At 69.3% G+C, this 13,778-nt stretch carries 10 protein-coding genes and 4 tRNA genes; 6 read left to right on the plus strand and 8 right to left on the minus strand.

Annotated features, from left to right (window positions below; translation table 11 throughout):
• Window positions 1–236: 236 nt before the first annotated feature.
• Window positions 237–1,343, minus strand: coding sequence for a Leu/Phe/Val dehydrogenase (locus HNR57_RS38005; protein ID WP_184567797.1), 1,107 nt, complete (start codon window positions 1,341–1,343; stop codon window positions 237–239).
• Window positions 1,344–1,566: 223 nt separating this feature from the next.
• Between HNR57_RS38005 and HNR57_RS38010 the strand changes: the two genes are divergently transcribed.
• Both HNR57_RS38010 and bldC read left to right on the plus strand, forming a co-directional pair.
• The gene (locus tag HNR57_RS38010; RefSeq protein WP_184567798.1) at window positions 1,567–2,412 is read left to right on the plus strand and encodes a DUF8083 family protein; all 846 of its coding nucleotides are present in this window, start codon (window positions 1,567–1,569) and stop codon (window positions 2,410–2,412) included.
• A 599-nt stretch (window positions 2,413–3,011) separates the two neighbouring features.
• Window positions 3,012–3,218: a developmental transcriptional regulator BldC gene (bldC, locus tag HNR57_RS38015; RefSeq protein ID WP_003949541.1), complete on the plus strand. Its 207-nt coding sequence runs from the start codon at window positions 3,012–3,014 to the stop codon at window positions 3,216–3,218.
• A 462-nt stretch (window positions 3,219–3,680) separates the two neighbouring features.
• Here bldC and HNR57_RS38020 read toward each other — a convergent pair whose 3' ends face one another.
• The 3 genes from HNR57_RS38020 to hrpA form a co-directional block, all read right to left on the minus strand.
• Complete coding sequence (locus tag HNR57_RS38020) at window positions 3,681–3,872, minus strand: DUF6274 family protein (protein ID WP_184567800.1); 192 nt, start codon at window positions 3,870–3,872, stop codon at window positions 3,681–3,683.
• A 280-nt stretch (window positions 3,873–4,152) separates the two neighbouring features.
• A tRNA-Asp gene (locus HNR57_RS38025) sits at window positions 4,153–4,227 on the minus strand.
• Between the two features lie 93 nt (window positions 4,228–4,320).
• Complete coding sequence (gene hrpA, locus HNR57_RS38030) at window positions 4,321–8,265, minus strand: ATP-dependent RNA helicase HrpA (RefSeq protein WP_184567802.1); 3,945 nt, start codon at window positions 8,263–8,265, stop codon at window positions 4,321–4,323.
• A gap of 143 nt (window positions 8,266–8,408) precedes the next feature.
• On the opposite strand from hrpA, the gene HNR57_RS38035 reads away from it, so the two are divergent.
• A complete protein-coding gene (locus tag HNR57_RS38035) occupies window positions 8,409–8,597 on the plus strand; it encodes a hypothetical protein (protein WP_184567804.1) in 189 nt (62 codons plus the stop codon).
• A gap of 117 nt (window positions 8,598–8,714) precedes the next feature.
• Here HNR57_RS38035 and HNR57_RS38040 read toward each other — a convergent pair.
• The 4 genes from HNR57_RS38040 to HNR57_RS38055 all read right to left on the minus strand — a co-directional run bounded on the left by HNR57_RS38040 (window position 8,715) and on the right by HNR57_RS38055 (window position 10,650).
• Window positions 8,715–8,788: transfer RNA gene (locus HNR57_RS38040), tRNA-Phe, on the minus strand.
• Window positions 8,789–8,812: 24 nt separating this feature from the next.
• Window positions 8,813–8,887: transfer RNA gene (locus tag HNR57_RS38045), tRNA-Asp, on the minus strand.
• A gap of 35 nt (window positions 8,888–8,922) precedes the next feature.
• Window positions 8,923–8,995, minus strand: a tRNA-Glu gene (locus HNR57_RS38050).
• A gap of 80 nt (window positions 8,996–9,075) precedes the next feature.
• A complete protein-coding gene (locus tag HNR57_RS38055; protein ID WP_184567806.1) occupies window positions 9,076–10,650 on the minus strand; it encodes a metallophosphoesterase family protein in 1,575 nt (524 codons plus the stop codon).
• 83 nt (window positions 10,651–10,733) lie between these two features.
• Here HNR57_RS38055 and HNR57_RS38060 point away from each other — a divergent pair, with 83 nt between their 5' ends.
• The 3 genes from HNR57_RS38060 to HNR57_RS38070 all read left to right on the plus strand — a co-directional run.
• Entirely contained in the window at window positions 10,734–11,084 is a 351-nt protein-coding gene (locus HNR57_RS38060; RefSeq protein ID WP_184567840.1) for a metallopeptidase family protein, read from the plus strand.
• A gap of 87 nt (window positions 11,085–11,171) precedes the next feature.
• Window positions 11,172–11,702 (plus strand): hypothetical protein, encoded by a 531-nt coding sequence (locus tag HNR57_RS38065; protein WP_184567808.1) that lies wholly within the window; start codon window positions 11,172–11,174, stop codon window positions 11,700–11,702.
• A 324-nt stretch (window positions 11,703–12,026) separates the two neighbouring features.
• Window positions 12,027–13,778, plus strand: a 1,752-nt coding sequence (locus tag HNR57_RS38070) for a DEAD/DEAH box helicase (RefSeq protein WP_184567810.1), incomplete at its 3' end; no start/stop codon positions are given.

Genomic DNA, 13,778 nt, shown 5'->3' on the forward strand with positions numbered 1-13,778 from the left:
TCTCCGCAGAGAGTCCGGTCCGTAGGGCTTCCACGGTACCTGAGCCCGCGCCCATACGGTACGTCGCCCGCATGACGTGCCCGCGCCCAGGACCTTCGAGGCGCCCCGTCCTCGCTGGTCAACCGCGATTTTAACCACTTATCGGCGGTCGACCCGCCGGTAGAAGTGAGAGTTCTCTCTAACTGCCCACCGGCGGGTACCGGCCAAACGTACGAGACGCCCCGGATGGCCCGGGGTCAGCGCGCCCGGCGGGCCAGGGCCGCGTCGTGCATCCGCTGCTCGGCGATCCGGTCGGCCGCGGCGGCCGGCGGGATCCCGTCCTCCTTCGCACGTGCGAATATGGCCAGCGTGGTGTCGAAGATCTTCGACGCCTTCGCCTTGCACCGGTCGAAGTCGAAGCCGTGGAGCTCGTCGGCGACCTGGATGACACCGCCCGCGTTCACCACGTAGTCCGGCGCGTAGAGGATCCCGCGGTCGGCGAGGTCCTTCTCCACGCCCGGGTGGGCGAGCTGGTTGTTGGCGGCGCCGCAGACCACCTTGGCGGTCAGCGCGGGCACCGTGTCGTCGTTCAGGGCGCCGCCGAGCGCGCAGGGGGCGTAGATGTCGAGGCCCTCCGCGCGGATCAGGGTCGCGGTGTCGGCGACGGCCGTCACGCCCGTCGGGTGCGCCGCGAGGATCCGGCCCACGGCGTCCTCACGCACGTCCGTGATGACGACCTCGGCGCCCTCCGCCCGCAGGTGCTCCACCAGGTGGTGGCCGACCTTGCCGACGCCGGCGATGCCGACCCGCTTCGCGCGCAGCGACGGGTCGCCCCACAGGTGCTGCGCGGAGGCCCGCATGCCCTGGTAGACGCCGTAGGCGGTGAGGACGGAGGAGTCCCCGGCGCCGCCGTTCTCGGGGGAGCGGCCGGTCGTCCAGCGGCACTCGCGGGCCACGACGTCCATGTCGGCGACGTACGTGCCGACGTCGCAGGCGGTGACGTACCGGCCGCCGAGGGAGGCGACGAAGCGGCCGTAGGCGAGGAGCAGCTCCTCGGTCTTGATGCGCTCCGGGTCGCCGATGATCACGGCTTTGCCGCCGCCGTGGTCGAGACCGGCCATGGCGTTCTTGTACGACATCCCGCGGGCGAGGTTCAGCGCGTCGGCGACGGCCTCGGCCTCGTTGGCGTACGGGTAGAAGCGCGTACCGCCGAGCGCGGGGCCCAGAGCGGTGGAGTGGAGGGCGATGACGGCCTTGAGGCCGCTCGCGCGGTCCTGGCAGAGCACGACTTGCTCATGTCCTCCCTGGTCCGAGTGGAACAGGGTCTGCAGTACATCAGCAGGTGCGCCGGTTACGTCGGTCACTGTGGTGACTCCTGAGTAAGTTGCGGCGGGTGGAGACCAGCTCCCGTGTGGGTGGCGGGGACTGTTGAGCATGAGATTAGAGCCTGGTGGCCCCGCCGGCCGCACAGTGCACAGGATCACCTCCGACCGGAGTACACCCGTGCGACGATTTGCATAGATTTCCCGCGCGATCGTGAGTGGGTTCCGCAGGTTTTCGCAGCGGCGCGCGGGGGAGGGAGCAGGCGTGCCCAAGGTGACCTCGGTGATCGTCCCCTACGCGACCTACCTGCGCGTGTACGAACCGCTGGCCGCCTTCCCCGAGCCGGAGCGCAGCCACTGGGCCCGCTACGCCCGTCGTACGGACCGCCCTTCGTACCAGGACGAACTCAGGCGTGCCCTGGCCGACTTGGCACCCGTCCCGCCGGTCCCGGTTCCGGTGCACGAGAGCGAGGACGCCTTCGTGCTCGACGTCGACGGGGTCGTCTGCGTCTGCCCCTGGCGCACCCGGCTGCGTGGCTGGCTGGCCCTGGACGAGCTCAGCGAGGAGCTGCCGCCGCCGGTCATGGACGCGGTCCTGCCGCCCGTCCTGCGGCGCCAGGCGTCCCAGGACTACGAGCGCTGGCTGGCGATCAACCCGGACGCCCGGCCGTGGATCCGTACGGCGACCTGGCAGGTGCCGATCAACTGGTTCGTGCTGGTCTCCGACGAGGAGCGCGAGTACGACAAGGGGGCCTCCGCGGACAGCCCGCCCGTGCTGCGCTACCGCACCCCGATGGTCCAGGCCCGGCGGCGGGTGGCCCGGGGCCTGCGCGCCCTGAAGGAGGCCATGAACGAAGGGCCGCTGATCGACGGCCTGGTGGACGTCGGGCGCTGGCTGGAGGAGTTCCACCCGCGCTCGCTCGTGGAGCTGGACTACGGCGGCCTGGTGCACGCGGTGCCGGCCGGGGCGCTGGAGGACGACCACTCCGCGGCGGACGTGGCCGAGGGCATCGCCGCGCTGCGCCGGGGCGACGGGGCCGCCGCGGGGCAGGCGTACGCCCGGCTCGTGGAGCGGTGGCGTTCCGTACGGGATCTTCGGTCGGCCAACTGAGTCCTGACCTTGATGTCCGTACAGACCGCACGCAGTCGGTCACGAACAGACGTTTGACGAACCGCCCGATTTGGGGTTTCGTCCTCGCACCGAGTTCCTGAAGCGGGCTGTGCGTCTCCTGAGGCTTCGTCAACAAGGGACGTAGGGCCCGATCCGGGCAGACCTCTCAAGTAGGCCAAGCGTGACGGACTACACGTACGAGGCTCTTGCGTCCCTTGCCCCTCCTCATGCCAAAATAGGACAAGGAGTCCGGGGAGGGCTCCTTCCGCCCCATGGTGCTGCACTATGGGCGGAATCTCAGCATTGCACGCTTTGGGGGGTCTCGTGACTTCCTGATCACCCTGTGACTGATCGTCACAGCGGTGTGACTGTCCGCTATGGCATGGTCCATCGGCTTCCGTCGCTGATGAACACCTGGAGGGGCAATTCCATCGGTTTGGCCGACGCGGCTGGACAGATGGTGTAGTTGTAGTGCCGAGGACAAGCCGTTCGTCCTATAACCGACTCGACTCGCGTCCGCCATTTCGGGCAACGCGGGTCAAGGTGCAGAATTTAGAGGAAAGAACCGAGAAGGTTCGGTTCTCCCGAGGAGGCCGCTCATGACCGCTCGCACCCCTGATGCCGAGCCGCTGCTGACCCCGGCTGAGGTCGCCACCATGTTCCGTGTGGACCCGAAGACGGTCACGCGGTGGGCGAAGGCCGGCAAGCTCACGTCGATCCGCACGCTCGGCGGGCATCGGCGCTACCGCGAGGCCGAGGTCCGCGCTCTGCTCGCGGGCATCCCGCAGCAGCGCAGCGAGGCCTGAACAACTGAATAACCGGGCAAACCGGCTGGTTCCCCCAACTGGCCGCGGCGTCCGGACACAGCTCCAAACGACGCGGGGTCCTGCCCCAACAGGCCCCACGCCCAAGCCAGTCAAGGCTTTCCAGGCATGCAGCAGGGTGCGTCGTCGATCGCGCTGGACTCCGCCGGGTCCAGCGCGATCTTTTTTGTGCGCCCGCGGTTGGTCTGCCTACGCCGCTGTGAGCAGCCTTGTAGGAGCCTGGGGAAGGGTGTCGGATCTGCTGTGTGCGGCACCTCGGACAGGGTGCAATTGCACATATTAAATTGACCCTTTGTAGGCGGGGTGTAAGTACCGCACTTTCCGAAACTCATGCGGTGACACCCGTCACATACCAAGCGGCTTGTTAGCTCTGCCGCAGGTGCGGTAGAGAAGCCGCCGTCCCCAGCAGCCCCTGCCCGCAGGGGTGTTGAGGCCGCTCGTGGATCATGCGGGTGCCGGGCTCTCGTCCTCCTGGGACCGGGCCGCGCCCTGAGCGGCGCGTGGCGCGGACTCCAACGCCAGCCGCAGCAGGTGGTGGCAGATCGGGCAGTGCCGGGTGAGATGCCGGTACGACGACGCGGCCGACAGGTGCGCGCGCAGCAGAGCCCGCGTCTCGTGCCTCGCCGCTGCCGCCATGTGCCACCTCCAGGAGGCCGCACGGACGACGGCCCTGGTTCTGGGGTACCGAGGGAATGAGGGGGCGTCAAGACGGCGTGTAGGGGCACCGAGGGCCTGTGCGGAGGTCAGAGCATGCACAAGAGCCCGGATCCGAAGATCCGGGCTCTTGTGAGAGCGGGGCCCTGACGGGATGTGCTGTGTCTGATCGCGGCTGCGCCGCGGGCGCGGCCTCCGCCTGCTCAGCGTGGCGGCCCGGACGGCAAAGAGCCCGGATCCGAAGATCCGGGCTCTTTCTCTGCGGTCCTGACGGGATTTGAACCCGCGGCCTCCACCTTGACAGGGTGGCGAGCACTCCAAACTGCTCCACAGGACCAGGTTTCGCAGTGCGATTCGTGCGTTGCGCTGCGAGAAGAGACTCTACAGGAGGGTGAGCCCCGGGTCGAACTCACCCCGCGTACAGGCCCCGTCACGGCGCCGCCGCGTCGATCGCCTTCACGATCCGCTTGTCGGATACGGGGTACGCCGTACCGAGCGCGTGGGCGAAGTAGCTGACCCGGAGCTCCTCGATCATCCAGCGGATGTCCAGGACCGACGACGGGACCGGCCGGCCCTGCGGCATCTGCTCCAGGAGCCAGGCGTACTCGTCCCGCATCTCGTGGACCTTCTGCATACGCGTGGTGTCCCGCTGCACGTTCGTCGGCATCTGCTGCAGGCGCCGGTCCGCCGCCACCAGGTAGCGCATGAGGTCCGGCATCCGCCGCAGCCCCGCCTCCGTCACGAAGCCCGGCTTCACCAGGGCGTCCAGCTGCCCCCGCACGTCCTGGAGGTTCGCCAGCAGCGCCGGGCTGCGTACGGCCTTCAGACGGCGCTCACAGGCCTGCCAGGCGGCCAGGACCTGCTGCACCTGCCCCACCGTGCGGACGGTCGTGTCGACGATCTCGGCGCGCACCTTGTCGTACAGCTTCCGGTACGACTCCTCGTCCCACGCCGGCCCGCCGAAGTCCCCGATCAGCTTGTCCGCTGCGGCCATCGCGCAGTCGTCGAACAGGCCCTGGATCGAGCCGTGCGGATTCGCGGACAGCGCCAGCTTCTGCGCGTTCGTCAGGCGATCGCTCGCGAATTTCGCCGCGTTCACCGGGATGTTGCGCAGGATCAGCCGGCGCGTGCCCTTCCACATCGCCTGCTGCTGCTCGGCCTCCGTGTCGAAGAGGCGCACGGAGACCGTGTCGCCGTCGTCGACCAGCGCCGGGTACGCCTTGACCGGCTGACCGGCCCGGCGGGTCTCGAAGACGCGGGTGAGGGTGCCGATCGTCCAGTCGGTCAGGCCCGAGCGCTCCAGGGACTCGCCGCCCGAGCGCTCGGCCGTCGCCGCGGCCGCCTGGGAGAGGGCCTTGCGGGCCTTCGGGCGCAGCTTGAGCTTCAGCGCCTCCAGGTCCTTGTCCTCGGCCAGTTTGCGGCGGCGCTCGTCGACGATCCGGAACGTGACCTTCAGGTGGTCGGGGACCTTGGACAGGTCGAAGTCGTCCGCCTCGAAGGGCACACCGACCATGAGCCGCAGTTCGCGGGTCATCGTCGCGGTGAGGGGCTCCTGGAGCGGGACGGCCCGGTCCAGGAACGCCTTCGCGAAATTCGGCGCGGGGACGTAGTTCCGGCGGATCGGCTTGGGCAGGGACCGGATCAGCTCCGTCACCAGCTCCTCGCGCAGACCCGGGATCTGCCAGTCGAAACCCTCGTCCGTGACCTGGTTGAGGACCTGGAGCGGGATGTGGACGGTCACGCCGTCGGCGTCCGCGCCCGGCTCGAACTGGTACGTCACCCGGAACTTCAGGTTCCCCTGCCGCCACGAGTCCGGGTAGTCGGCCTTGGTGACCTCGCCCGCCTTCTCGTTGATGAGCATCTCGCGCTCGAAGTCGAGGAAGTCGGGCTGCTCGTGCCGCTTGTGCTTCCACCAGGAGTCGAAGTGGGCGCCGGAGACGACGTGCTCGGGGATCCGCTGGTCGTAGAAGTCGTACAGCGTCTCGTCGTCGACCAGGATGTCCCGGCGCCGGGCGCGGTGCTCCAGCTCCTCCACCTCGGTGAGGAGACGGCGGTTGTCCGAGAAGAACTTGTGGTGCGTGCGCCAGTCACCCTCGACCAGCGCGTTCCGGATGAACAGCTCACGGCTGATCTCCGGGTCGATCCGCCCGTAGTTGACCTTCCGCTGGGCGACGATCGGCACGCCGTACAGCGTGACCTTCTCGTACGCCATCACCGCGGCCTGGTCCTTCTCCCAGTGCGGTTCGCTGTACGTGCGCTTGACGAGGTGCGCGGCGAGGGGCTCGACCCACTCCGGTTCGATCCTCGCGTTGACCCGGGCCCAGAGGCGGGACGTCTCGACGAGCTCGGCGGACATCACGAAGCGCGGGGGCTTCTTGAACAGGGCCGAGCCCGGGAAGACCGCGAACTTCGCGTTGCGCGCCCCCAGATACTCGTTCTTCGCGCCTTCCTTGACGTCCTTCATACCCACGTGCGACAGCAGGCCGGCCAGGAGGGAGACATGGACACGGTCGGCCGGGGCGTCGTCCTCGTTGAGGTGGATGCCCATCTGCTTCGCGACCGTGCGCAACTGCGTGTAGATGTCCTGCCATTCGCGGATGCGAAGGAAATTCAGGTACTCCTGCTTGCACATCCGGCGGAAGGAGGACGACCCCCGCTCCTTCTGCTGCTCGCGGACGTAACGCCAGAGGTTGAGGTAGGCCAGGAAGTCGCTGGTCTCGTCCTTGAAACGGGCGTGCTGCTGGTCGGCCTGGGCCTGCTTGTCAGCGGGGCGCTCGCGCGGGTCCTGGATGGACAGCGCGGCGGCTATGACCATGACCTCGCGCACACAGCCGTTCTTGTCCGCCTCCAGGACCATCCGGGCCAGCCGGGGGTCGACGGGCAGCTGGGCCAGCCTGCGGCCGGTCTCCGTGAGCCGCTTGCGAGGATCCTTCTGCGCCGGGTCCAGGGCGTTCAGCTCCTGGAGCAGCTGGACACCGTCACGGATGTTGCGGTGGTCCGGCGGGTCGATGAAGGGGAACTTCTCGATGTCGCCCAGGCCGGCCGCGGTCATCTGCAGGATGACGGAGGCGAGGTTCGTCCGGAGGATCTCCGCGTCCGTGAACTCCGGGCGCGCCTCGAAGTCGTCCTCGCTGTACAGACGGATGCAGATGCCGTCCGAAGTACGCCCGCAGCGGCCCTTGCGCTGGTTGGCGCTGGCCTGCGAGACCGGCTCGATGGGCAGCCGCTGGACCTTGGTGCGGTGGCTGTAGCGGGAGATCCGCGCGAAGCCGGGGTCGATGACGTACTTGATGCCCGGGACCGTCAGCGACGTCTCGGCGACGTTCGTGGCCAGAACGATCCTGCGGCCGGTGTGCGGCTGGAAGACGCGGTGCTGCTCCGCGTGGGAGAGCCGGGCGTACAGCGGCAGGATCTCGGTGAACCGGTAGTTCTTCTTGGTGAGCGCGTCCGCCGTGTCTCTGATCTCCCGCTCACCGGAGAGGAAGACGAGGATGTCGCCCTTGCCCTCTTTCTGGAGCTCCTCCACGGCATCGGTGATCGCGGTGATCTGGTCGCGGTCGGCGTCGTCGCCGTCCTCCTCCAGCAGCGGCCGGTAGCGGACCTCCACGGGATACGTACGGCCACTGACCTCGATGATCGGGGCGTCGCCGAAATGCCGCGAGAACCGCTCCGGGTCGATCGTGGCCGAGGTGATGACGACCTTGAGGTCCGGGCGCTTCGGCAGCAGCTGGGCGAGGTAGCCCAGCAGGAAGTCGATGTTGAGGGACCGCTCGTGCGCCTCGTCGATGATGATCGTGTCGTAGGCGCGCAGCTCGCGGTCGGTCTGGATCTCGGCGAGCAGGATGCCGTCCGTCATGAGCTTGACGAAGGTGGCGTCCGGGTTCACCTGGTCGGTGAAGCGGACCTTCCAGCCGACGGCCCCGCCGAGCGGGGTGTCCAGCTCCTCGGCGACACGCTCGGCGACCGTGCGCGCGGCGATCCTGCGCGGCTGCGTGTGCCCGATCATGCCGCGCACACCGCGCCCGAGCTCCAGGCAGATCTTCGGGATCTGCGTGGTCTTGCCGGAGCCGGTCTCGCCGGCGACGATCACCACCTGATGATCGCGGATGGCCTCGGCGATCGCGTCCTTCTTCTGGCTGACCGGCAGCTGCTCGGGGTACGTCACCTCGGGCACGAGGGCACGCCGCCCGGCCATCCGTTCCTCTGCCTTGCCGACCTCCGCCTCGATCTCGGCGAGCACGGCGGCCCGCGCCTCCGGCTTACGGATCTTGCGCGCACCTTCGAGCCTGCGCCCGAGCCGGTGCGCGTCGCGCAGGGACAGCTCGGTCAGGCGGGGGGCGAGGGCGCCGAGGGCGGGGGCGGGGTGCGTAGACATACGCGGTCCAGGATCTCATCCCGCCGAATTTGATGGCTAACGCTTTTGTCGTGACGCGTACCGGGCTGGTCGGCCGCCCGACTCCAACCCTTCGAGATCATCGGGCAGGATGGCGCGCACCATCACACGAAACGGGGTCGGGCATGCTCGTGCTCATACTGTCGGTCGTCGTCCTGCTCGTCATCGGTGGCTGCGTCTGCGTCTTCTGGGAGGCCCGGGGTGGCGCCCCGGGCTGGGCACGTGGTGTGGCCAAGGTGACGTTGCTCGGTGGCGAACTGGTCCGCAGCACGAGCCGGAACTCCCGCTCACAGCAGAGCGGCGGAGACGACTAGCCGAAGTGCGGCACGCTGTCCGACCGCCGGAAGGCGTTGGGCGCCGGTTGGCGGCGACATGAAAGAGCCCCTCCCCGACACATCGGGGAGGGGCTCAAGCCCTGGTGAGGGCGGTTGTGGCTGGGGCCGGGGTCGAACCGGCGACCTATCGCTTTTCAGGCGATCGCTCGTACCAACTGAGCTACCCAGCCACGAGGTTTCACGTGAAACCTCAGCGGTCCTGACGGGATTTGAACCCGCGGCCTCCACCTTGACAGGGTGGCGAGCACTCCAAACTGCTCCACAGGACCAAGCTTCGTACGACAGTGTCGCACAGGGTGGTGCGTGCCCCCAACGGGATTCGAACCCGTGCTACCGCCTTGAAAGGGCGGCGTCCTAGGCCGCTAGACGATGAGGGCTATCGGCCCGCCTGGGCGCTTCTCAGCGCGTCGGGGACGTGAGAAGCATATGGGATGGCGGGAGCTATCGCCAAAACGGTTTAGGAGGAGGGTGACGGGGTGGCCTCCGTGGGGGTGCCCAGGGAGGGGGTGGCGCCGGGCTGGTTCTCCTTGGGGAGGTGGCGGCTGACCTCGGCCGTCGTGAGGCCGAGGCCGCCCAGTTCGATCTCGTCCCAGGCCTGGAGGTGGCGGGTGTCCCGGTCGAAGTAGAGGATCGACGCCTCGATGGGGTCGGGGTGCTTGCCCTCGATGGCGCGCAGGCCGCTGCCGCCGGTGGAGCCCTCGATGCGGAGCCTGGTGCCGTACTTCAGGATCTCCATCTCGTCGTGGTGGAGGTGGCCTGCCAGGACCAGGGGGACCTCGCCGTCGACCCCGCGGGCGGCGGCCGGCTCGTGGGCGATGGCGACGTCCACCGGCGTGCCGGCCGCGCTCTGGTCGCGCAGGGCCGTGGCCAGGCGGGCGCCGGCCAGTTCCTGGGACTGCCGGGCGCCGATCTGCCGGGAGCGGTCGGGGGTGAACTGCGGGTCGCCGATGCCCGCGAAGCGCAGGCCCTTGATCGTCTTGGCCTTGCCTTCGTCGAGGACGTGGACGTTCTTGAGGCCCTCCATATAGCGCTGGGTGATCATCGAGTCGTGGTTGCCGCGGACCCAGACGTAAGGCGCCCCGAGGTCTTCGATGGGGTCCAGGAAGCCGTTCTCGGCGGCCGTGCCGTGGTCCATCGTGTCGCCCGAGTCGACGATCACGTCGACCTTGTACTGCTCCACGAGTGAGGCGATGATCTTCCAGCTCGCCGGGTTGAGGTGGATGTCGGAGACGTGCAGGACCCGGATGGTGGAGGGGTCGGGCGCGTAGGCGGGGAGCGTCGAGGTGGCGTCGTAGAGCTTGGTCACGTTGGTGACCAGGCGGGCCAACTCCTTCTGGTAGACGTCGAATTCCGTGACGATGCTGCGTGCGTTGCCGACCAGGGAGGGGGCCGAGGTGAGCAGGCCGGAGAACTTGGGTTCCAGGACGGAGTCGGGGCGCCAGGTGGCGTAGGCGGTGCCTCCCGAGGCGGCGAGGAGGGTGAGGGCGAGGCCGCCGGCGGCCAGCGCGCGGCGGGGGCGGCGGTAGACGGCGAGGCCCAGGGTGGTGGCGCCCGCGACGACCGCGACGCCGGAGCGCACGGCCAGGTCGAGGGTGCCGCGGCCGACGTCCTCGGTGACCTCGTCCTGGAGGCCGGAGAGGCGTTCGGGGTGGTCGACGAGGGCCTGCGAGCGGTCGGGGTCGAGCTGGTCGACGTTGACGTCCAGGCGGACGGGGGCGATGTGGCTGTTCAGTTCGAGGGCGCCCAGGGGCGAGATATTGATCTTCGTGCCGCCGGTGAAGGACGGGCGCAGGGTCATCGTCGTGTTCATGGGGCCGACCGGGACCCGGACGTTGCCCACGACCAGCAGGCCCAGCCAGGCGCCGAGGAGGACGACGGCGACGAGTCCCACGGCACGGGTCCACGGATGCGGCTGCGCCACGAGTTCGATCGTGGTGGGCGCCTGGCGGGAGCGGTAGTGGCGGGCGAGGGCGTGCGGGGCGTTGCGGATCGGTTTCAGGACACTCAGGACTGCGGCGGGGACGCGGGCCATTGATCCCGTATGCCCAAGTGCGCGGCCGGATATGCGGCGCCGGAAGGCTCTCGTACGGAGGGGGCGTGGCCGACAATGGGCCTGTGCTGGAGATGACGCGTGAGGAGTTCGAGGAGCTGGTCGCCGAGGCGCTCGACCGGATCCCGCCGGAGTTGACCCGATTGATGGACAACGTCGCGGTGTTCGTCGAGGACGAGCCGCCGGCGGACGATCCCGAGTTGCTCGGTCTGTACGAGGGGACTCCGCTGACCGATCGGGGCGAGTGGTACGCCGGTGTGCTGCCGGACCGGATCACCATTTACCGGAATCCGACGCTGCGGATGTGCGAGTCGCGGGAGGACGTCGTCGCGGAGACGGAGATCACCGTGGTGCACGAGGTCGCGCACCACTTCGGCATCGACGACGAGCGCCTTCACGCGCTGGGTTACGGCTGACCGGGTTGTGAATACGGGGCGCGTGTCCTCTTGTGGGCGGCGGGAGTTGGAGGTGTTGACTCCATCACCTTTTCCGGAGGTGGCCCCGTGCGCCCCTTGTACGTACCCGTCCGACTGGCCGCCACGGTCGTGGCGGTCGCCGCTGCCGCCGGCTGCATGAGCGTCGGCGACGACGCGGGTGGGAGCGTCAAGCCGTCGCATTCCGCCGGGCAGCGGGGCGGCGGGGCGCCCGGCGGCGGACCGGCCGTGTCGGGCGGCGGCGCCGGGTTCGGCCCGGCCGGGGCCGAGGGCGAGCGGGGGCGCGGCAAGGGCGGGAAGGGCAAGAAGGGCAAGAAGGGCGGGGCGGGGGCGTCCGCGTCCCCCGAGGCGTCGCCGAGCGCTGACGCGAGCCCGACGGCGCCGGGGCATGACAAGCCGGGAAGGCCGCCGCGGCCCACGGTGAAGCCGCCGGCTCCGCCGACGCCCACCCGGACGGCCGAACCGGAGCCCACGCCGACGCAGCAGGAGCCGACGACGTCTCCGGAGCCGACGCCTGAGCCGTCGTCGTCGGCGCACGAGCCGCCGGGGCCGCAGCTCGCCCAGCGGGAGCCCGCGCCGGAGGCGGGGGCACCGGCGTAAGGGGGCGGAGGGTGCGCCGGAAGCTTTCCTCCTGGGGTGGGAACAATCCCGGCCGGTGGGTGGTTGGTGCCCTCGGGAGGCTGTCCGGTCGTCGGACGGCTGCCCACTGTCGTCTGCACAGTCCGGTTTGCCTTGTGGGGCCCGGAGTGCGTATGGTGGCAGATCGTTTGATCCCATCTTGCCCGGCGCCACTGCAGAGCGCGCCGTGTGGCGCGTACTCTCCCTTGCCGTGGTGGACCGCATTGAGGCGGTCGTATTGCGAATCGCGAATCACGGAGTTGACGGGCGCGTGCCGACTGAGACTCCGGAAGGTTTCGCATTCGCATGTCCATCGCCAGTACTGATCACGTCGTCGTGCCCGAGAACGAGGCAACCGAGGACGCCCCCGAGGTCACTTTCGCGGACCTCGGTCTTCCCGAAGGCGTCGTGCGCAAGCTCGCGCAGAACGGCGTGACCACCCCCTTCCCGATCCAGGCCGCGACCATCCCGGACGCCCTGGCCGGCAAGGACATCCTCGGCCGTGGCCGCACCGGCTCCGGCAAGACCCTGTCGTTCGGTCTGCCGACCCTGGCGCGTCTCGCCGGCGGCCGCACCGAGAAGCACAAGCCGCGCGCGGTCATCCTCACCCCGACCCGTGAGCTCGCGATGCAGGTCGCGGACGCCCTCCAGCCGTACGGCGACGTCGTCGGCCTGAAGATGAAGGTCGTCTGCGGCGGTACGTCGATGGGCAACCAGATCTACGCCCTGGAGCGGGGCGTCGACATCCTGGTCGCCACCCCGGGCCGGCTGCGCGACATCATCAACCGTGGCGCCTGCTCCCTGGAGAACGTCGAGGTCGCCGTCCTCGACGAGGCGGACCAGATGTCCGACCTGGGCTTCCTGCCCGAGGTCACCGAGCTGCTCGACCAGGTCCCGGCCGGTGGCCAGCGCATGCTGTTCTCGGCCACGATGGAGAACGAGATCTCCACCCTGGTCAAGCGTTACCTGAGCAACCCGGTCACGCACGAGGTCGACAGCGCCCAGGGCAATGTCACGACCATGTCGCACCACATCCTCATCGTGAAGCCCAAGGACAAGGCGCCGGTCACCGCCGCGATCGCCTCCCGCAAGGGCCGCACGATCATCTTCGTCCGCACCCAGCTGGGCGCCGACCGTATCGCCGAGCAGCTGTGCGACGCCGGTGTGAAGGCCGACGCGCTGCACGGCGGTATGACGCAGGGCGCGCGTACCCGCGTGCTGGAGGACTTCAAGAAGGGCTACGTCAACGCGCTCGTCGCGACCGACGTCGCCGCCCGCGGTATCCACGTCGACGGCATCGACCTGGTGCTGAACGTGGACCCTGCCGGGGACCACAAGGACTACCTGCACCGGTCCGGCCGTACCGCGCGTGCGGGCCGCTCCGGCACGGTCGTGTCGCTGTCGCTGCCGCACCAGCGGCGTCAGATCTTCCGGCTGATGGAGGACGCGGGTGTCGACGCCTCGCGCCACATCATCCAGGGCGCCGGCGCCTTCGACCCGGAGGTCGCCGAGATCACCGGTGCCCGGTCGATGACCGAGGTTCAGGCCGAGTCCGTGGGCAACGCCGCGCAGCAGGCCGAGCGTGAGGTCGCCCAGCTCACCAAGGAGCTGGAGCGGGCGCAGCGGCGGGCGAACGAGCTGCGCGAGGAGGCCGACCGCCTGATCGCCCGGATCGCCCGCGAGCAGGGGGAGGACCCCGAGGCCGCGGTGGCCGAGGCCCAGGCGGCGGTGGTGGCCGCGGCGGCCGAGGTGTCCGTGCCCGAGCAGCCGGCCGCGCAGGACGTCGACCGGGCGGACCGGGACGACCGTGGTGGTCGTTCGTACGAGCGTCGTGACGACAACCGCGGTGGTAGCTTCCGCCGGGACGATCGTCGTGATGACCGTGGTGGCCGTTCCTTCGAGCGTCGTGACGACCGTGGTGGTCGTGGCTTCGAGCGTCGTGACGACAACCGTGGTGGCGGTTTCCGCCGGGACGATCGTCGTGATGACCGTGGTGGCCGTTCCTTCGAGCGTCGTGACGACCGTGGTGGTCGTGGCTTCGAGCGTCGTGACGACAAC

Source organism: Streptomyces paradoxus, from assembly GCF_014202475.1.
GTDB lineage: Bacteria > Actinomycetota > Actinomycetes > Streptomycetales > Streptomycetaceae > Streptomyces > Streptomyces paradoxus.